This window comes from Leisingera sp. NJS201 (genome assembly GCF_004535885.1).
Lineage (GTDB): Bacteria > Pseudomonadota > Alphaproteobacteria > Rhodobacterales > Rhodobacteraceae > Leisingera.
In genome coordinates, this window is sequence record NZ_CP038234.1 from 2,115,107 (window position 1) to 2,133,008 (window position 17,902).

A 17,902-nucleotide genomic window follows, 5' to 3' on the forward strand; every position below is an offset into this window, starting at 1 on the left:
AAAATTGAAAATGACAACGTTGCACGCTGCCATTTCCTGGTCTTTCATTGCCGCAGTTCCCCAGCCTGCGGCGGGGCTGCGTCTACAAGACCCGCACCTGCGGAAGCTGCAGTTTCGCCGCTGGATGAATGATCAGCTCATGCAAGGCCCAGACCAGCGCATCCAGCCGGTCGGGCGAGCCGCTGCCGCGGTAACCTTGCGGGGTCATCAGGCACATCTGGTCCTCCAGCTCTCCCAGCCCCGGCAGGTGTTTGACGCGGCCCTGCTCATACAGCGCGGCAGCGGGTTCGGCGCGGGCGGACTTGCCTTTGCTTGCGTGCAAGGCGCGGAACGGCACCATGGGGTCGGCCTGGCGCAGCACGGTCTCCACCAAGGCACCGCCCTGATTGACCTCGGCCACAACCCGGTCGGCGCCATGGGTATCGCGGGCGGCAATTGCGGCCTGGGCCCAGGCCAGCGGCCCGACGCCCTGCACGGTGCAATCGGCCAGAACATAGGCGCGCCAGTCCTGCGGCGGACCCTGGGTGACGGCACCGGCCACCACAATGCCGCAGGCGTCCGAGGATTTCCCCGAACTGACCGCTGGATCCACCGCCACCACCACCCGGTCGAGCGGCGGTGCCTCTGCCACCTGTGCATTGACCAGCGCTGCGTTTGTCCAGAGCGCCCCCTGCACATCGGTCAGCATTACCCCGTCCAGCTCCTGCCGCCCCAGACGGGTGCCGGCATAACGCGCGCGCACTTCCTCCAGAAAGGACGGTGCGAGGTTGGCACGGTTGGCCTCGGTCGCGGCGTGGGTCTGCACGGTGCTGGGGGCGGCCAGAAGCCGTTTCAGCACCGGCGCATTGCGCGGCGTGGTGGTGACACAGACGCGCGGGTCCTGGCCCAGCCGCAAGGCAAACTGCAGCATGTCCCAGCACTCCTGCCCCTTTTTCCACTTGGCCAGCTCATCCGCCCAGGCGGCGTCGAACTGGGGGCCGCGCAGGGCCTCGGGGTCGTGGGCGGAAAACGCCTGCGCCTCGGCGCCGTTGGGCCAGGTCAGTTTGCGTTCGGAGGCTTTCCATTTGGGGCGGCGGTCGGGCGGCGAGCAGGCCAGAATGCCGCTGTCGCCATGGATCATCACGTCACGCACCTGGTCATAGGTTTCCGCCACCAGCGCAATGCGGCGGGCGGTGCCGGGATCGTGCGGGCGCGGCCCTTCGGCAAGGGTGCGGATCCATTCGGCCCCTGCCCTTGTCTTGCCGGCACCGCGGCCGCCCAGGATCACCCAGGCACGCCAGCCGCCCGGCGGCGGCCGCTGGTGGTCCAGCGCCCAGAAATCAAAGAGATGCGGCAGCGCGCAGAGTGCTTTGCTCTCCAGCTCATTCAAGAACCAGTTCTGGAGCGAGAGCGGAACGCAGGCCAGAAAGTCCGCGCTCGACAGCTGCGCGTGCCGCGACGAGATCGAGTTCATGTTCGGATTTGAGCATGCGGGCGAATTCTGTGCTTTGTTCTGCAAGGAGTCTCTCCACTTTCTGGCAATCGCGGATCAGCTGTTCCAGTTTGCTGATCTGGCTTTTGGCGCCGGTCACTTCGTCGGCGCCTTCCGCGTCGAGCTGCTTGCGCAGCTCCTCCGCCTCGTTGCGCAGGCGGTGGATGCTCTCCTGCAGGGATCGCAGGAGATCGGCGGTGTAATGCACTTGCCGCGTCAGCACAGCGGCGCCGTCCTGGTCTGTTGGGTGATCTGTCATGAATTTGTCTGCCTCATGCGTTTTTTGTCCGCACAAGAGAAAGAACGGCGGCCACCGGCGGAGGAGTCCGGGGCCGTCCTTGTTTCTTCCAGCTGCAATACAACCTTTACGAGATTTTATCGGAAAAGTCAAGGGGTATGGCGAGGCATGCGTACGGTGGGTGCGCAACGGGCTGCCGCAAACGCGGGCGGCACACATCCTTCGGCAAAGAAGGCCAAGCCCCTGTAAACAAAAATTACACAGGCGGATGTCCATCAATCGGAGGTGATTTAAATGATGTGCATCTTTCGCAAAACCACCCTTTTCGAAATGCAATCCAGGATTGTAGCGTCAATCCTGCACGACGCCGTGCAGCAACGTCATTTTTGATAACGAGGAACCGCACATGGGTTGGACCAATCACCAGATCGCCACCGCGCAGGAATCGGCACCTGTCCAGGGGGATGCCGGAAAGATCTTTTATGATGCCACTCTCCACTATGTGAACATTCCGGCAAACGCCACAATCGTGATGTCCGGCGGCCCCAGCGGCGAAGGCCAGACATCCGTTGACGATGTGGTCAAACTGACCATGACGGACCAAAGCGATCCGGAAAACACCGCCACATATTCACATGACTACAGCAATGGCTGTTCCGGTGTGGTGACGCCGATGCAGCCAGTGGACCTAAGCACGCAGTTCAGCGCGCTGGCTGGAAAAACCGTCAAGGCGACCATTGAATTCTATGATAAATGCGGCGGTTACCAGAGCGGGACAAATTTCTACATCTGTATCTACACGTGACGCCGGCCTGACTTAAGGGCGGCCCCAAGGTTTGCATCAAAAAGGGCGCCCCAAGGGCGCCCTTCCTGCTACCGGATACATCACCGCAGACTGTTTCCCGGCGCGAATTCCGGTGCGAATTCCGGCCCTGGCATCAGCCTCAGTTGTTCTGCTGCTGGGCTTCGATCTCGCGCCATTTGGCCACATTCCTGTTGTGTTCGTCCAGCGTTTCGGCGAACGCATGGCCGCCGGTGCCATCGGCAACAAAGAACACATAATCCGTGGCTTCAGGGTTCACCGCAGCCTCCAGGCTTTCCATGCCGGGGTTGGCTATCGGGGTCGGCGGCAGGCCTTCGATCACATAGGTGTTCCAGGGGGTGGCCTTGCGCAGCTCGCTTTGACGCAGACCACGGCCCAGGACACCTTCGCCCTTGGTGACGCCGTAGATCACCGTCGGGTCCGTCTGCAGCCGCATGCCGCGGTTCAGGCGGTTGGTGAAGACCGAGGAGACTACGCCGCGTTCAGAGGCAACGCCGGTCTCCTTCTCGATGATCGAGGCAAGGACCAGCATTTCTTCGGGGCTGCCGACCGCAGCATCTGCGGACCGGCTTTCCCAGGCGGCGTTGATGCGCAGCTGCTGGCGCTCCTGCATCTCAGCCAGAACGGCTGCACGGTCCGTGCCGGTGGTGACCTCATAGCTGTCGGGCGCCAGGAGGCCCTCCCCCGGACGTTCGCCGGGGTCGCCGTTCAGCACATCCATCGCCTTAAGCGCCTCAACCACCTGCCAGCTGGTCACGCCTTCGGCCAGAGCAATCCGGTAACGGGTGTCGGCCTCCTGGCGGGTCTCAGTGTAGGCAGCAGGCACCTCCCCTTCGCCGAGGATGAAGGCGGCCTTTTCCTCGAATTTATTGGTCGCCGGATCCAATTCGCGCACCACGGTCTGGGTACGGGTCACGCCGACGCGGTAGACAATCTCGGTGCCGCAGGTGGAGGCGCCGGAATGGGTGATCCCGTCGATGATCCGCTCCATCGAGGAGCCCGGTTCCAGCAGGAAGCTGCCGGCCTTCAGCTGGCCGGTCTTCTCGCTGTATTTGGCGCCGAGGCGGAAGATGGCGGCGGAGGCAACCGCGCCCTGGGATTCCAGATCGCGGCTGACCCGTGCCATGTTCGAGCCCCGCTCGACGCGCAGGCAGATCGCTGTCTCCAGCGGGCCTTCAGCGGTGTATTGCGATTTGCCCCACAGAATCAGGCCGCCCAGCAGAAACAAAGCCGCAATGAGCACTGTCAGCATGTTGGAGGCGAGGCTGCGCCACATCAGCCGGCCTTTCCGAAGATCACCGAGGCATTGGTGCCGCCAAACCCAAAGGAGTTCGACAGCGCAATCTCAACCTTACGCTCACGTTTGGCGTTGGGGGCCAGATCCACCTGGCTTTCGATGGCGGGGTTGTCCAGATTGATGGTCGGCGGTGCAACCTGATCGCGGATCGCCAGGATCGAGAAGATCGCCTCAATCGCGCCGGCCGCGCCCAAGAGGTGGCCGGTAGCCGATTTGGTCGAAGACATGGTGACATTGGCGGCGTGGTCGCCCAACAGCCGTTCAACCGCACCCAGCTCAATTGTGTCGGCCATGGTCGAAGTGCCATGCGCATTGATATAGTCAATGGCGGACGGCTCCAGGCCCGCGTTTTTCAGCGCCGCCCTCATCGAGCGTTCGCCGCCTTCGCCATTCTCGGACGGCGCGGTGATGTGGTAGGCGTCGCCCGACATGCCATAGCCCAGCACCTCGGCATAGATCTTGGCGCCGCGGGCCTTGGCGTGCTCGTAGTCTTCCAGCACAACGATGCCGGCACCCTCGCCCATGACAAAACCGTCGCGGTCGGCGTCATAGGGGCGCGAGGCCGCTTTAGGGTCGTCGGCGCGTTTGGTGGACAGCGCTTTGCAGGCGTTGAAACCGGCAATACCGATTTCGCAGATCGCCGCCTCGGCGCCACCTGCGATCATCACGTCGGCGTCGCCGGATTTGATCAGCCGCGCCGCATCGCCGATGGCGTGGGCGCCGGTCGAACAGGCGGTCACAACCGAATGGTTCGGGCCCTTGAAGCCAAAGCGGATCGACACCTGTCCCGAGATCAGGTTGATCAGCGCACCGGGGATAAAGAATGGGGACACCCGGCGGGGGCCTTTTTCCTTGATCATCACGGCGGTGTCCGCAATCGACGACAACCCGCCAATACCAGAACCGATCATCACGCCGGTGCGCAGGCGGCTTTCTTCATCCTCGGGCGTCCAGCCGGCGTCCCGCACAGCCATATCCGCAGCAGCAATGCCATAAAGAATGAAGTCGTCTATCTTCTTCTGGTCTTTCTTGATGACCCAGTCATCCGCGTTGAATGTTCCCTCGGAGCCATCGCCGCGCGGCACCTCACAGGCATATGTGGTGGATACACCGCTGGCTTCGGCGTCAAACAGGGTGATCGGGCCCGCGCCCGACTGGCCGTCCAGCAACCGGGACCAGGTTTCTTCGACTCCGCTGGCCAGCGGGGTGACCAGGCCCAGTCCGGTGACAACTACTCGACGCATTCCTTGCTCTCCTTTGCCTCGGCAATCCGTCCGTTCAAATAGCTTGGAATGGCGGCTGGGTGCAAGAGCGGGCTGATCTGCAGTGCCGCCGCGCGGACTGTGCATTTCACGGAGAAATTGCGGGAGTGGAGTTTATTGTTAACCAATACCCCTTAGGTTGATAGCACGATGATGACAGAACTCGGCATCCGTCCTCGTGGATTGCCAAAACCGGGCTGGAGGTCTGGGCCAATTTTCCTCCAGCCCGTCTTTTTTTCCCAGCTATGCTGACAGCACATTGCTTATGCTCGTTTCACCGGCCATCCGGCCCTGACTTACTTGCCGCCTCTGCCCCGCCGGTTTCCATGTTGCTGTCCCGGCATTGCCGGCCGCGGCTCAGATCCAGGCGCCGGCCAGCCGCCAGAGACCGGCAAATTTCCGCCACTGGAAAATCAAATCCAAGGCCGGCGGAAACTTAGTTTCGAGGCGCCTCTGGTCTCTGGAGCATCCCTGCGGCTACCGCCTGTGCCCTGCGCCTTGTGCAGCCTGGACAGCCCCAAAAAGCCGCCTGCGTTAACGGCACATTTGGATTTATACGTCATTCTTTCAGTCCAAAGGCAAAAAGGAACGGCCCCGCCATGCGCAATTGGCTCCCGCTAACTGCATTTTTACTGGTGATTGGACTGCTGCCGGAACGCGCAGCCGCCAGTTGCGCTGTGCATCAGGAACTGTCGAACCTGCACCGGGCGTCCAAGGGGTTTCTCGCCTATCTCAGCTCCGGCCAGAATGCCTTTTATGTGCAGCATCTGCGCAGCTGGATCAGCACAAACCCGCCCGCGCCGATGCGGCAGCGGATGAACGCGGTTGGAATTCAATCCGTCGCTGCCGGCATGCAGGAGCTTTTACAGCAGCAGCAGGTCCTGCTGAAAATCCTCTCCAGCCAGGGCCGGGCCGCCGCGCTTGAAACCGCGCGCCATATGGGAACCCCGGTGCTGACGTCGGAATTCGGAACCCGTGTCGAAGCTTTGCCCTGCGACCAGGTGAAGGAAAGCGGCAATGGCAGCAAGCTGGTTGCCGTGGCTGCGGGCGATGCACGGCAGAGCCAGCAAATCAGAAATGCCGCAATTGCCTGGCTGTCGTTTCTGGTTCTGGGCGGCAGTGCGCTGTATTTCCTGGACCGGATCGGCATCCGCAAAATCCGCCGCACAAAACGCTACCCCTGCGCAGTGCCTTGCGTCTTGCAGGCGGGCGGGCGGACAGTCCAAGCTCATCTGGTCGATCTGAGCCGGGCCGGCGCCAAGGTGCGCCCCGACAGCCCTTGCGAAGTGTCTGGGCGGGTGACCCTCGATTTCGGCGGATACACAATGGATGCCCAGGTCCGCTGGCAAACCCCCGGCTATTGCGGCGTCCAATTCTCCAAGGATTTCAACTTCATGCAATTGCACCGCCTGCTGGAAGCCTTCCCGCTTCAGGGCGACGGCCTGCGCGAAGAAGTGCGGCTCGGAGTATAACAGCCCTCCGGCCTGCTAAAGGATCCGACGGGTCCAGCACAAAAACTGTGCAATTCAACTGCCCTTCCAAATGAAACCACCTGGAAAAGACGCGCGAATCCGGCATGTCCCGCACCGCCTTGCCAGGCGGCAGGCGCATTGCGTGTCTTTTCAGTTCCGAAATCACCGGCCAATGCCACAAACCATGATGTGCAACTCCGGACGGTGTTGCCGGTTTTACGGTGAATTATACACCCGCATAGAGGGTGTTAACGGTATCCAATTATCCATTGGGTGGTTCTACTGCATCCAACACCGCGACTGCACTTCCTCTCATGACCGGAAGGGTCCTGTATTGAGACACTGGCCATTGATTATCGCTCTATCGATTGCCCCGGCTGTGGTTTGCGGCAGTGCAGGCATGGCTGCCGCATCCTCCAGGGCGACCTGCATGCTGCAATCGGATCTCGCACTTATGCGGCATGAGATGCGTGAGTTCCTGGATTATTTGCGGACCGGGCAACAGAACGGCCAGGCCAGGAAGCTGCGCCACTGGATGGCCGACCACCCGGCCGTGCCGCTGCGCATGCGGATGCGCAGGTCGGGCATGGGGGCCTACGAGCCGCTTGCCATGAGGTTGATTACACAACAAAAAGGCCTTCTCGAAGTATATCGCATCCATGGACGGGAACGGGCGGAAGTCAGTGCGCGGCGGCTGGGCGCACGGGCCTTGCTGGAGGATTTATCCAGACAGATCGTCTCTTTGCCCTGCGATTTCGTACCGAAAGATATGCAAACCGGTCAGGCACAGGCAAGCCTCGGCCCATTGCTGCCGTACCGGCGGAGGACCGCTATTGCCAGTTCCCTCTTAGCTCTGCTTCTCGGCGGCGCCGGCCTGTTTTTGGCAGAGCGGGTCACGCGCAAACGCTTGCGGCTAAGGCGCCGTTACCATTGCTCTTTGCCGTGCACCCTGCGCTGCCGCCAGCGCCGGTTCCCTGCAAAAATTGTGGACATCAGCCGGGTGGGTGCAAAAATCCGGGTGCTGGAGCAACCGCAGGAACCGCGCGAACCGCCGTTCAATATCAAAGAGGGTGTCATCGCCTCGGTGCCCGGTGTGGCGTCTTTTGACGCGCAGATTCTGTGGCAAAACGCCGACTATTTCGGCATTAAATTCAACGCCAAACTGCTGCGTGCCGATTTGAAAGCCTTGCTCAACTCAAATCAACAGGATCAGGAACAACCGGAACCCGCCGCCAAGGAAGCATGATCCAGCAGCGTGCTGCCGCCCGTCCGGATCCCTGACTTCAGTTCCGCGCGCCTCGGGGGATGGCCGCAACTGGGGCAAAAAAACGCCTGCGGACCAAAATCCGCAGGCATTGATTTATTGGAACTCAGCTACCGGCTCGGGTTCGGGCCGGGCCACTTCCAGAACTTCCTCGACAGTCACTGTTTTGCGGAACAGCGCCCGGCCAATCATCGCACCGGAAATATTGTAGATGTATTTCAGGCGCGAAACATCATCCGAGCTGCGCACAACGCCATTGGCGATCACCGGCGTGCGGGACTTTTCCGCGAGGGCGGAAATCAGGCCAAGCTGAGCTTCGAGATCCGACATGTCGCTGTCGATATCGGTGACAATGATTCCCGCCAGCGGCGCGGAATCAAACGCCGCGATAAAGTCCTCGGGCGAGATTGCGCCGGACTGGCGCCAGCCATCGGTCATCACCTGGCCCTGGTATACATCCACGGCCAGCACGATCTGGTCCGGGTGGTGTTTGGCCAGTTCCTGAACCAGCTGCGGATCGCGCGCGGCCAGCGTGCCGATCACGACACGCCCTGCGCCTTTGTCAATCCAATGCTCGGCATGCTCGCGCGAGCGGATACCGCCGCCCAGCTGCACCGGAATGCCGGCGCCGCGGATGATGTCGCAGATCAGCTCCTCGTTGCAGTGATCGCCTTCAATTGCGTTGAAGTCGGTCACATGCATCCATTCCGCCCCGGCGGCCGCAAAGCTCTTGGCGGTTTCCACCGGATCCACATGCCAGATCATCGGCTCATCCAGGCGGCCCTTTTCGAGGCTCACGCAGCGGCCGTTCTGAATCTCCATAGTGGGGTAAATCATCATGATGCCTATCTCCTAAGTTTTGCCTCTTGCACAGAGATTAGCACGGAACGCCGCCGCCGGAATGCCGTATCATGACGATTTATGGAACAATTGCGGCGCAGCGGAGCCACCGCTTGATAGCGCAAACAAACACCCCGCAAAATTTCCGGAAAAATGGGAATCAGGACCCTGCCGGACAAACGAAAACGGCGCCTTCCCCGATGGGAAGACGCCGCTGGGTCCGGTTCTCCGGAAGCGTGGCTTAGGACGCTTCGGAGATGAATTTGACCGCGTCGCCGAAGGTCTGGATGGTTTCGGCTGCGTCGTCCGGGATCTCGATGCCGAACTCTTCTTCAAACGCCATCACCAGTTCCACGGTGTCCAGGCTGTCTGCGCCCAGATCGTCAATGAAGGAAGCGTTTTCGGTGACCTTGTCTTCTTCTACACCCAGGTGCTCAACAACGATCTTTTTTACGCGGTCTGCGACGTCGCTCATGTCTATTCCTCGTCTTTCAGGGCACTCTGCCCAGTTCTGCCCTTGCCCGTTCGGGCGGCGTGGTTATTGCCCGGAGCGGGCGTTGGTATCCCCGCCGGGCGGGGACAGTGCGGCGGCTCCCTTGGGGAAACACCAGTACAGATATGCGCCGCCTATAACATAGACCGCGGCCAAGGCAAACGGTTTCGCTTGGTCACAGCAGCCAGGGCCAGACGGCTTCTGGCGGCTATGAAGGGTGCAGATGGCCCCGTAATCAAGTGCTTGCAAGAGGCGCACAGCAAATTTTTCGCAAATCCGTCCCTTTTCAACTGCTTGGCAGCGAAACCTGCACCGTTCATGCGGCCCGGTCAGGCCGGGGCAGACATTGAAAATCCCTGCAGACAGGCTGCAGGGCACAGGTTGGCGCGGGGCCTAGATCATTGCCATGCCGCCATTCACGTGCAGCGTGGTGCCGGTGACATAACCCGCTTCCTGGCTGGCCAGGTACAGAACGGCTGAGGCGATTTCCTTCGATTCCCCCATGCGGCCGGCCGGGATCTGCGTCAGGATCGCGTCTTTCTGGCTATCGTTCAGCTTGTCGGTCATCGCAGTAGCGATAAAACCCGGCGCCACCGCGTTCACGGTGATGCCGCGATTGGCGATCTCATAGGCCAGCGATTTGGACATGCCGACCATGCCGGCCTTAGATGCCGCATAGTTGGCCTGGCCCGGGTTGCCGGTGGCGCCCACGACCGAGGAGATGTTGATGATGCGGCCCCAGCGCGCCTTCATCATGCCGCGCAGCACACCGCGGCAGAGCCGCATGGTGGAGGTGAGGTTCACGTTCAGAACGCTCTCCCATTCCTCGTCTTTCATGCGCATGAACAGGTTGTCACGGGTGATGCCCGCGTTGTTCACCAGAATGTCGACCGAGCCCATGGCGGCAGCCGCCTGTTTCGGCAGTGCCTCGACAGACTCTGCATCCGACAGGTTGCAGGTGAGCACATGGGCGCGCACGCCCAGTTCCTCGGCCAATGCCTTCAGCGGCTCTTCACGGGTGCCGGACAGGGCAACGGTGGCGCCTGCGGAATGCAGAGCGCGGGCGATGTCGCCGCCGATGCCGCCCGAAGCGCCGGTCACAAGGGCGTTCTTGCCAGTCAGATCAAACATTTTCTTTTCCTTTATATCAGAGGCCGGCGCGGCACGGGCGCGCGCCGGCTAAATCCCTTTATGCTTCGGCGGCAGCCTTGGCGTCTTCGGGGGCGCCCACCTGGCGGCAAACCAGCGCACGGTCGATCTTGCGGATCATGCCGGACAGGGCTTTGCCCGCTCCGATTTCCCAGAATTCGGTCACACCATTGGAGGCCATAACCTGAACGCTTTCGCGCCAGCGCACCGAGCCGGTCACCTGCTCCACCAGCAGGGCACGGATTTCATCGGGGCTGGTCACTGCGTCTGCGCGCACATTGGCGATCAGCGGCACGGCCGGGGATTTGATATCCACACCAGCCAGCGCTTCGGCCATAGCGTCAGCCGCGGGCTGCATCAGGGCGCAGTGGAACGGGGCGCTGACCGGCAGCATCACCGCGCGTTTGGCCCCCTTCTCCTTGGCGATCACAGCGGCGCGTTCAACCGCTGCCTTGGTTCCGGAGACCACCACCTGGGCCGGGTCATTGTCGTTGGCCGCCTGGCAAACCTCGCCTTGCGCGGCCTCCTCTGCCACGGCGCGCACGGCCTCAAGATCCAAGCCCAGGATCGCGGCCATGGCGCCCTCGCCCACCGGAACCGCGCTTTGCATGGCGAGACCGCGGGTGCGCAGGAGGCGCGCAGTGTCAGCCACCGAAATCGACCCCGCCGAAGCCAGCGCCGAATATTCGCCCAGGGAATGGCCGGCCACAAAGGAGGCCTTGCCGACGGTGACGCCTTCGGCTTCCAAGGCGCGCATGGCGGCCATCGAGGTGGCCATCAGCGCGGGCTGCGCGTTCTGGGTCAGGGTCAGGGTTTCAATATCGCCCTCCCAGATCAGCTGGCTCAGGCTTTCACCCAAAGCATCGTCCACCTCGTCAAAGATAGCTTTGGCAGCCGGATAAGCCTCGGCCAGCGCCTTGCCCATACCGATGGTCTGGGCACCCTGTCCCGGGAACACAAATGCGATCGTCATTGAAGACCTCGTCTGTTTTAACGTTTTGCCTGATTTAGCGGGCCTTTCCCCTGCGTACAAGCAAAGCCGCACATTGCGCACCAAAGCTGTGCACCGGCTGACAATTCCTGACGTTGCAACGCAGCCCGCCGCGGTTAGGTTAGAGCCACCGGAATTTGACAAGGAAAAGCGCGCCAATGTCCCGTGCCAACACGTTCACCTCTTACGGCAGCGTCGCCAAAACATTTCACTGGCTGACCGCCCTGCTGATTTTCTCGGCCTTTCCGCTGGGGTATATCGCCAATGAGCTGGCGCATGAGATCCAAAGCCCCGGCTTTGACGGCAGCCAGGCGGTGATTGCACGGGCAACGCTGCTGTTCTCATTGCATAAGACAGTGGGGGTTGCGGTGTTCTTTACCGCGCTGCTGCGGATCCTGTGGGCGCTGAGCCAGCCGAAACCCGGCCTGCTGCATCCCGATCGCAAGGCGGAGGCGCTGGCGGCGGAGATGGTGCATTGGCTTTTGTACGGCTCGCTGGTGGCAGTGCCGCTGTCGGGATGGATCCATCACGCCGCGACCACCGGTTTTGCGCCGATCTGGTGGCCGTTCGGGCAGAACCTGCCGTTTGTGCCGAAGTCCGACCACGCGGCGGATTTTTTCGGCGGCTTGCACTGGGTTCTGGTCTGGACATTGGCCGCCTCGCTGGGCCTGCATATTGCCGGGGCGCTGAAGCATCATGTGATTGACCGCGACGCCACGTTGCGCCGGATGCTGCCGGGCAGCAGCAATCAGCCGCAGCCGCCCGCGCAATCCCACAGCCTGATGCCGGTGCTGGCGGCGCTGGCGGTCTGGGCCGGTGCCCTGGGCGGCGGCGCGGTGATTGGTGTCTTTGGCGGTCATGACCACAGTCACGGGAACGCGCAGGATCACAGCACAGAAGGCACCGTGGCTCCTGTTGTGGCAGTGGACCCTGCGGCCGGGGGCGGCTGGGCGGTGCAATCCGGCACTTTGGGCCTGTCCGTCACCCAGATGGGCAGCGTCATTTCGGGCAGTTTCAGCGAGTGGGCTGCGGTGATCAACTTTGAGGACCCCGCGGCCCCGGGTCCGGCAGGTGATGTGGAGGTGACAGTGTCGATCCCGTCTCTGGAATTGGGATCGGTTGCCGGTCAGGCGATGGGCGCCGATTACTTTGACAGCGCCAGTTTCCCAACTGCCCTGTTCAAGGCGGATATCGAAAAGCTGGCCGCAGGATATCAGGCGGCGGGTACCCTGACCATCAAGGGACAGACGGTGCCGGTCACCCTGCCCTTCAGCCTGGACCTGCAGGGAGACACGGCAATGATGGCCGGCACGCTGACGCTGAACCGGCTCGATTTCGGCATTGGCAAAAGCCTGCCGGATGAAACTTCGCTGGGGTTTGCCGTGGAGGTGCCGGTGGAGCTGGTGGCCAAACGGGCAGAGTGATCCGGGCGCCGGCTGATCCGGGGCCGGAACCCTCCCGCGCCTGCGGGTGATCAGCGGGCTGCCCCCCTGGCAGGCTTGGGCCGGGCGCCGCGCTGACGCGCGGCGCTGTGCCGCTTCAGCCGGTCTGTTTCTGCGCAACAGGTTTTACCGCATCCGGATATCAGTGACTGTGCCGGTAATAGCCGCCGTGGCGTGTCCGGTGGCGGTGTATGCCGCGGTCATGGTTCCTGTGGCGGCCCGCATAATGGCCGCGGCCGCGATGGGGCCGGTAGTAGGTGCGCGGCTGATAGGAATGCGTGTAGCCGCGGTGGCGGTCATTGCGGTCATTCAGGTTTTTAGCAATGAGACCCAGAGCAATCAGCCCGGCAATGGCGCGGGCCGTATCACGGCCTGAATCATGAGCGGCAACAGGCGTTGTGAACGCCAGATTGGCAGCTAGGGCCAATGCTGCACCGGCTGATAGGATGTAGCCTAGGCGAAACATGATGCCTCCTTTCTTAAGCGGCCGGAGGGGCCGGTTACAGCCTGCCGCAGCCGCCAGGAGAACACCAATGAACTTCTGTCACGCTTTGGCGAGGGGCGGCGCCGGTTCCAACGCCGGATCTGTATCCGGGCTAGAAGACGGGTTAATGGCCGGGCAGCAAAAAACCGCCAACCCCGGAGGAGCTGGCGGCAATTCTTTCAAAGCAGAGGCTGAGGCTTAACTTAGCTGTCGGCCTTCATTGCTTCGATCGAGATCTTGATGTTCACCTCGTCGCTGATGAAGGGGGCGAACTGACCCAGGTTGTAATCCGAACGCAGAACCGAGGCGGTTGCATCAAAACCGGCCCAGGGCTTTTTCGCCATCGGGTGGTCGCCGGCCTGGTTCAGCTTGGCGTCCAGCACCACCGGTTTGGTCACGCCGTTCAGGGTCAGATCACCGCTGATCTTCGCGGTATTTTCACCGGTCACTTCGATTGCGGTGGAAGTGAAGCTGACAGTTTCGTCTTCGGTTGCGTCAAAGAAATCCTTGGTCATGAAGTGGTCGAAACGGGCCTGCCAGCCGGTGAACATCATGCTGAGCGGCATGGACACCGAAACACTGGAGGCTGCCGGATCTTCCTGGTCGAACATGATCTCGCCTTCAAAGCCGGAGAACAGGCCGTAGGTGGTCGAGTAGCCCAGGTGGTTGTAATCAAACAAGATCTGGCTGTGGCTGGAATCCAGCACGTATTTTTCCGGGGCGGCGGCAGCGCCGGTTGCAGCAGCAGCAGCCAGAGCGGCAGCAATCAGGGTCGTTTTCATGGGAAAAGCTCCGTCAGAATAAATCATGAGGCAACAGATGCGGCGCACGCCCCCAAAAGGGAAGCCCGCAAAAACCAACATTACCTGTGAACCGGCGAACACAAAACCCGCCGGGCAGGCCGGCGGATTTTCCTCGCGCAAATGTGAAGTCAGGTCAGGATCCGCACCGCACCGCTGAGCTGGTCGCGCAGCTGGCTGCGCATTGCGGCGGAACCGATGGGCAGCTCGATCAGCAGGCTGCCGTCTGTTTCATACAATTGCACCGACACCGCAGTCAGCCGCGCCCCGCCCAGGGTGTCATAGCTGCGGCGCAGAACAGTGCGCGGGCTGCCCCGGCTGCCGGCTTGCAGCACCCGCAGTTCGCGGCGTACCGGATCAAAGCACGCCTCGGGCCGGTTGCCGGGGTCATGCGCCGTCATCAGCACCAGCCCGATCAGCAGAAACACCACCGAAATACCGATCCGGATCAGGTTCATGTCCGGATCAGCGCCAGCGCCCGGAACCAGCCACAGCCCGGTGGAGCTGAGGATCATTGCCGCCCCCAGCACCCGCAGCAGAGCAACGCGCAGCTTCCAGTTTGCCTCCAGACGCAAGCTCAGCGGCACCGCGCGTGCCACAGCGCCAAAGGCATTCGCCACCGGGGCGCGGGTTAACTGCGGCGGGGTTTGATCTGTCACTGCCATTGGACTGCCCTTTCTGAAGCTGGCCCTTCTTAAGCTGCCCCTGCCGGATGCGCCGGCGCCGCGGCTGCTCCCCGCGTTAAGGCTTCGTCAATCAGTGAAGGCCGGTTTTGGGGCATCAATACGGCGGGCTTGCGGTATTGCAGCGGCGGCCGCGGCCGGCGGCGTGAAACCGCCCTTTTGCCTTGCTCTTTCAGCCGCAGCCTGTATAGGAGGCCCTGCTTCCGCGACATTTTCGATCCGCGCAGCCTCTCGTGACCGGGCAGCGGAAGCTTTGATGCCCGTTCTATGAAATGCGCCTAGACACAAACAGGAGTTCGCATGCCACTCTATGAGCATGTCATGATTGCGCGTCAGGACCTGTCCAACTCGCAAGCTGAAGGCCTCATCGAACATTTCGGTGCTGTTCTGTCCGACAACGGCGGCAAGCTGGTCGAGCAGGAGTACTGGGGCGTCAAAACGATGGCCTACAAGATCAACAAGAACCGCAAGGGGCATTACTCCTTCCTGAAGACTGACGCCTCTGCCGGCGCCATTCAGGAAATGGAACGCCTGATGCGTCTGCATGACGATGTGATGCGCGTCCTGACCATCAAGGTCGACGAGCACAAGGAAGGCCCCTCGGTCCAGATGCAGAAACGCGATGAACGCGACACCCGTCGCGAGCGCCGCTGATCTTAGCTTGAGAAAAGGACGCTAAACCATGGCAGCCAAACCGTTTTTCCGCCGCCGCAAAGTGTGCCCCTTCTCGGGCGACAACGCACCGGCGATCGACTACAAAGACACCCGTCTTCTGCAGCGCTACATTTCCGAGCGCGGCAAGATCGTACCGTCGCGCATCACCGCCGTTTCGGCCAAGAAGCAGCGTGAGCTGGCCCGTGCTATCAAGCGCGCCCGCTTCCTCGCCCTGCTGCCCTACGCCGTGAAGTAAGGAGATAAGCACATGCAAGTTATCCTTCTTGAGCGCGTTGCAAAGCTGGGCCAGATGGGCGACGTCGTCGACGTGAAGCCCGGGTTCGCCCGCAACTTCCTGCTGCCGCAGGGCAAGGCGAAAACCGCCTCTGAGGCCAACATCGCCTCTTTTGAGGACCAGAAAGCGCAGCTCGAAGCGCGCAACCTGGAAACCAAAAAAGAAGCCGAAGCTCTGGCAGCAAAGCTGGACGGCCAGCAGTTCATCGTGATTCGCTCCGCATCGGACGCGGGCGCGCTGTACGGCTCGGTCACGCCGCGCGATGCAGCCGATGCCGCAACTGCGGACGGTTTCACCGTTGACAAGAAACAGGTCGCCCTGATCGCTCCGATCAAATACCTCGGCCTGCATTCTGTCTCCGTGCGCCTGCACCCGGAAGTCGAAGCCGTCATCAATCTGAACGTTGCCCGCTCGGTTGAAGAAGCCGAACTGCAGGCATCCGGCAAATCGATCCAGGAGCTGGCCGCCGAAGAGGAAGCCGCTGCTGAGTACGAGATCTCGGAACTGTTCGACGATATCGGTTCCGCCGCGTCTGACGACGACGACGCGCCGGTTGCTGACGCCGCTGGCGAAGAAACCAACTGATCCAACCGGATCAGCGAAACAGGGAAAAGGCCGCTCGATTGAGCGGCCTTTTCTTTTTTACCTTAACAGTTTGAAAAGATGTCCTAAGTTGTAGGAACATACACCTCCCCCATAAACCTCCCGTTTGCCTTCCTTTGGCAGGATGGTGCCGGGAGAAGGATAAAAACGGGGCCGTGATATGGAAAAATCATTGGAGCAAGAGGAGCTTGCCTTGCGCCGCCGGCTGTTGTTCCGGCTGCTGCGCGGGCACAGGTTCGACACGCCGGTCTTCAAAACCGAGGCGATTTCCGACCCGGTGCCGCAGGGGATGATCAAACCTGGAAACGGGCTATTCGCGCCTTCGGGGTCTGCTGGGCAGCCCCCTTCTCAGGACAGATCCCGGTCCGGCGGGACATGCTCTGGAATGCCGCCAGGCTGACAGGTCAAGATTCTGTAGATCGCAGCAACGACGCACACCTGTGCGCGGGCCTGATGCTGCCCGGTTTGGCGCGAACCTGTTCCAGCGCCGCCTGGTTGGCGCTGAACGACGGCAAGACGCCGGGCAAAGCAAAACCTGATGCAGGCGCTGTCATCCGCAGGGCATTCGGAGCGGCAGACGGCGCGGTTGGCAATGAGTTTAGCCTAGCCTGCACTTGGCGAACACCAACAGCAGGAAGAACCGCGGCCATCCGGCGACCGGCGCGGCGTGCGTCAACTGGGGTGAACGGGTGTTTCAGGTAGAACCCGGCGCTTATAGGGACCGCGGAAAAGTTGGGAAACAGCCGCGGCCCCCTCTGCCCGATTTGGTCAGCAGCCCCACAGGCGTGAGGGGCTAACTGCCCTGAGGGTTGTTTCTGCCTCAATGCGCATACTCAATATGTAGTAGGAAACCATATTTAACAAATGTCTAATCATTAAAGTTTGATCCAGTCGGGAGTGTTCAGCGCAGGCTTGGTTGCGCCGTAGAACCTCTGCCGGATTGGCGGTTCCCTGCCGGTTGCGGCATCGCGGCGGCAGGGCGCCGTTGCAGCCTGCTGCGACGCAGTTAAGCTGGGTGTAAACACCCTATTTTCGGAGGCTGCATGACGCGCCGGAACCTTTTGATTTCCTTTTTTGCCGCCGCAAGTCTGGCGGCTTGCGCAGGCACGGCCTCACCGCCCAAGCCGGTACGGCACACGCCGCCGCTCTACCCCAATGAAACGCCCGAACTGCGGCAAAAGATCAATTATTGGGCCGATCATTACGAGGTGCCGCGCAGCCTGGTGCATCGGCTGGCTGTGCGCGAAAGCACTCACCGGCCCCATGCGGTGAACCGGCCCTATTACGGGTTGCTGCAGATCCTTCCTGCCACCGCGCGCTCGATGGGGTTCAGAGGCAAGCCCCAGGACCTGCTGGATGCGGACACCAACCTGCAATTTTCCGTGAAATATCTGCGCGGCGCCTGGCTGATCTCCGACGGCAGCCAGGACCAGGCAGTCAAACATTACTCGCGCGGCTATTACCACGAGGCCAAGCGCCGCGGCATGCTCAAGGAAACCGGCCTGCGCCCCTGATCTCCAGGCGCCGCAGGCGGCCGCAGCGCCCGGCGGGGCGCTGCCCGGCCCAACGGGACGCGGTGCTTTTCGCAGAAAGGCATCAAGGACGGGCGGGAGATTTGCGCTGTAAACAGCGGGAATTTTA

The 17,902-nt window shown here is 61.7% G+C and carries 19 protein-coding genes; 8 read left to right on the top strand and 11 right to left on the bottom strand.

Annotated features, from left to right (window positions below; all coding sequences use genetic code 11):
* Positions 1 to 82: 82 nt before the first annotated feature.
* Together ETW23_RS10410 and ETW23_RS10415 are read right to left on the bottom strand one after the other, a co-directional pair.
* Complete coding sequence (locus ETW23_RS10410; RefSeq protein ID WP_134829944.1) at positions 83 to 1,369, bottom strand: DNA-packaging protein; 1,287 nt, start codon at positions 1,367 to 1,369, stop codon at positions 83 to 85.
* Positions 1,362 to 1,694 (bottom strand): hypothetical protein, encoded by a 333-nt coding sequence (locus tag ETW23_RS10415; RefSeq protein ID WP_134829945.1) that lies wholly within the window; start codon positions 1,692 to 1,694, stop codon positions 1,362 to 1,364. The genes ETW23_RS10410 and ETW23_RS10415 overlap by 8 nt, the downstream gene beginning before the upstream one ends.
* Positions 1,695 to 2,115: 421 nt before the next feature.
* On the opposite strand from ETW23_RS10415, the gene ETW23_RS10420 reads away from it, so the two are divergent.
* Complete coding sequence (locus ETW23_RS10420) at positions 2,116 to 2,514, top strand: hypothetical protein (RefSeq protein WP_129371023.1); 399 nt, start codon at positions 2,116 to 2,118, stop codon at positions 2,512 to 2,514.
* Positions 2,515 to 2,653: 139 nt separating this feature from the next.
* Here ETW23_RS10420 and mltG read toward each other — a convergent pair whose 3' ends face one another.
* Positions 2,654 to 3,808 (bottom strand): endolytic transglycosylase MltG, encoded by a 1,155-nt coding sequence (mltG, locus tag ETW23_RS10425; RefSeq protein WP_134829946.1) that lies wholly within the window; start codon positions 3,806 to 3,808, stop codon positions 2,654 to 2,656.
* Entirely contained in the window at positions 3,808 to 5,073 is a 1,266-nt protein-coding gene (fabF, locus tag ETW23_RS10430) for a beta-ketoacyl-ACP synthase II (protein ID WP_129371025.1), read from the bottom strand. The genes mltG and fabF overlap by 1 nt, the downstream gene beginning before the upstream one ends.
* A 617-nt stretch (positions 5,074 to 5,690) precedes the next feature.
* On the opposite strand from fabF, the gene ETW23_RS10435 reads away from it, so the two are divergent.
* Positions 5,691 to 6,563 carry a PilZ domain-containing protein gene (locus ETW23_RS10435; RefSeq protein ID WP_134829947.1) on the top strand — a complete coding sequence of 291 codons (873 nt, stop codon included), beginning with the start codon at positions 5,691 to 5,693 and terminating at the stop codon, positions 6,561 to 6,563.
* Positions 6,564 to 6,993: 430 nt separating this feature from the next.
* Positions 6,994 to 7,809: a PilZ domain-containing protein gene (locus ETW23_RS10440; protein ID WP_167738111.1), complete on the top strand. Its 816-nt coding sequence runs from the start codon at positions 6,994 to 6,996 to the stop codon at positions 7,807 to 7,809.
* 114 nt (positions 7,810 to 7,923) lie between these two features.
* Here the strand turns inward: ETW23_RS10440 and ETW23_RS10445 are convergent, their stop codons facing one another.
* From ETW23_RS10445 to fabD, 4 genes are all read right to left on the bottom strand, one after another.
* Positions 7,924 to 8,667, bottom strand: coding sequence for a HisA/HisF-related TIM barrel protein (locus ETW23_RS10445; RefSeq protein WP_129371028.1), 744 nt, complete (start codon positions 8,665 to 8,667; stop codon positions 7,924 to 7,926).
* Positions 8,668 to 8,908: 241 nt separating this feature from the next.
* Entirely contained in the window at positions 8,909 to 9,142 is a 234-nt protein-coding gene (locus ETW23_RS10450) for an acyl carrier protein (protein ID WP_005982462.1), read from the bottom strand.
* Between the two features lie 411 nt (positions 9,143 to 9,553).
* Complete coding sequence (gene fabG, locus ETW23_RS10455) at positions 9,554 to 10,291, bottom strand: 3-oxoacyl-ACP reductase FabG (protein ID WP_134829949.1); 738 nt, start codon at positions 10,289 to 10,291, stop codon at positions 9,554 to 9,556.
* A 58-nt stretch (positions 10,292 to 10,349) separates the two neighbouring features.
* Complete coding sequence (fabD, locus tag ETW23_RS10460) at positions 10,350 to 11,282, bottom strand: ACP S-malonyltransferase (protein ID WP_134829950.1); 933 nt, start codon at positions 11,280 to 11,282, stop codon at positions 10,350 to 10,352.
* Positions 11,283 to 11,458: 176 nt separating this feature from the next.
* Here fabD and ETW23_RS10465 point away from each other — a divergent pair, with 176 nt between their 5' ends.
* Positions 11,459 to 12,724: a cytochrome b/b6 domain-containing protein gene (locus ETW23_RS10465; protein WP_134829951.1), complete on the top strand. Its 1,266-nt coding sequence runs from the start codon at positions 11,459 to 11,461 to the stop codon at positions 12,722 to 12,724.
* Positions 12,725 to 12,884: 160 nt separating this feature from the next.
* Here the strand turns inward: ETW23_RS10465 and ETW23_RS10470 are convergent, their stop codons facing one another.
* From ETW23_RS10470 to ETW23_RS10480, 3 genes are all read right to left on the bottom strand, one after another.
* The gene (locus ETW23_RS10470) at positions 12,885 to 13,208 is read right to left on the bottom strand and encodes a hypothetical protein (RefSeq protein ID WP_134829952.1); all 324 of its coding nucleotides are present in this window, start codon (positions 13,206 to 13,208) and stop codon (positions 12,885 to 12,887) included.
* A 221-nt stretch (positions 13,209 to 13,429) separates the two neighbouring features.
* Positions 13,430 to 14,008 carry a YceI family protein gene (locus ETW23_RS10475; RefSeq protein WP_134829953.1) on the bottom strand — a complete coding sequence of 193 codons (579 nt, stop codon included), beginning with the start codon at positions 14,006 to 14,008 and terminating at the stop codon, positions 13,430 to 13,432.
* Between the two features lie 149 nt (positions 14,009 to 14,157).
* The gene (locus tag ETW23_RS10480) at positions 14,158 to 14,691 is read right to left on the bottom strand and encodes a hypothetical protein (RefSeq protein WP_129371034.1); all 534 of its coding nucleotides are present in this window, start codon (positions 14,689 to 14,691) and stop codon (positions 14,158 to 14,160) included.
* A gap of 318 nt (positions 14,692 to 15,009) precedes the next feature.
* Here ETW23_RS10480 and rpsF point away from each other — a divergent pair, with 318 nt between their 5' ends.
* The 4 genes from rpsF to ETW23_RS10505 all read left to right on the top strand — a co-directional run bounded on the left by rpsF (position 15,010) and on the right by ETW23_RS10505 (position 17,775).
* Complete coding sequence (gene rpsF / locus ETW23_RS10485) at positions 15,010 to 15,363, top strand: 30S ribosomal protein S6 (RefSeq protein WP_027259123.1); 354 nt, start codon at positions 15,010 to 15,012, stop codon at positions 15,361 to 15,363.
* 28 nt (positions 15,364 to 15,391) lie between these two features.
* Complete coding sequence (gene rpsR, locus ETW23_RS10490) at positions 15,392 to 15,619, top strand: 30S ribosomal protein S18 (RefSeq protein WP_005852865.1); 228 nt, start codon at positions 15,392 to 15,394, stop codon at positions 15,617 to 15,619.
* Between the two features lie 12 nt (positions 15,620 to 15,631).
* Positions 15,632 to 16,243 carry a 50S ribosomal protein L9 gene (gene rplI, locus ETW23_RS10495; RefSeq protein ID WP_129371035.1) on the top strand — a complete coding sequence of 204 codons (612 nt, stop codon included), beginning with the start codon at positions 15,632 to 15,634 and terminating at the stop codon, positions 16,241 to 16,243.
* A gap of 1,061 nt (positions 16,244 to 17,304) precedes the next feature.
* Entirely contained in the window at positions 17,305 to 17,775 is a 471-nt protein-coding gene (locus ETW23_RS10505; RefSeq protein WP_134829955.1) for a transglycosylase SLT domain-containing protein, read from the top strand.
* Positions 17,776 to 17,902: the final 127 nt, after the last annotated feature.

Coding starts and splice junctions, on each gene's coding strand:
- ETW23_RS10435 (WP_134829947.1), top strand. CDS start 5,691: ATGCGCAATTGGCTCCCGCTAACTGCATTTTTACTGGTGATTGGACTG.
- ETW23_RS10440 (WP_167738111.1), top strand. CDS start 6,994: ATGCTGCAATCGGATCTCGCACTTATGCGGCATGAGATGCGTGAGTTC.
- ETW23_RS10475 (WP_134829953.1), bottom strand. CDS start 14,008: ATGAAAACGACCCTGATTGCTGCCGCTCTGGCTGCTGCTGCTGCAACC.
- ETW23_RS10420 (WP_129371023.1), top strand. CDS start 2,116: ATGGGTTGGACCAATCACCAGATCGCCACCGCGCAGGAATCGGCACCT.
- mltG (WP_134829946.1), bottom strand. CDS start 3,808: ATGTGGCGCAGCCTCGCCTCCAACATGCTGACAGTGCTCATTGCGGCT.
- ETW23_RS10470 (WP_134829952.1), bottom strand. CDS start 13,208: ATGTTTCGCCTAGGCTACATCCTATCAGCCGGTGCAGCATTGGCCCTA.
- fabF (WP_129371025.1), bottom strand. CDS start 5,073: ATGCGTCGAGTAGTTGTCACCGGACTGGGCCTGGTCACCCCGCTGGCC.
- ETW23_RS10465 (WP_134829951.1), top strand. CDS start 11,459: ATGTCCCGTGCCAACACGTTCACCTCTTACGGCAGCGTCGCCAAAACA.
- rpsR (WP_005852865.1), top strand. CDS start 15,392: ATGGCAGCCAAACCGTTTTTCCGCCGCCGCAAAGTGTGCCCCTTCTCG.
- rpsF (WP_027259123.1), top strand. CDS start 15,010: ATGCCACTCTATGAGCATGTCATGATTGCGCGTCAGGACCTGTCCAAC.
- ETW23_RS10450 (WP_005982462.1), bottom strand. CDS start 9,142: ATGAGCGACGTCGCAGACCGCGTAAAAAAGATCGTTGTTGAGCACCTG.
- fabG (WP_134829949.1), bottom strand. CDS start 10,291: ATGTTTGATCTGACTGGCAAGAACGCCCTTGTGACCGGCGCTTCGGGC.
- rplI (WP_129371035.1), top strand. CDS start 15,632: ATGCAAGTTATCCTTCTTGAGCGCGTTGCAAAGCTGGGCCAGATGGGC.
- fabD (WP_134829950.1), bottom strand. CDS start 11,282: ATGACGATCGCATTTGTGTTCCCGGGACAGGGTGCCCAGACCATCGGT.
- ETW23_RS10445 (WP_129371028.1), bottom strand. CDS start 8,667: ATGATGATTTACCCCACTATGGAGATTCAGAACGGCCGCTGCGTGAGC.
- ETW23_RS10480 (WP_129371034.1), bottom strand. CDS start 14,691: ATGGCAGTGACAGATCAAACCCCGCCGCAGTTAACCCGCGCCCCGGTG.
- ETW23_RS10505 (WP_134829955.1), top strand. CDS start 17,305: ATGACGCGCCGGAACCTTTTGATTTCCTTTTTTGCCGCCGCAAGTCTG.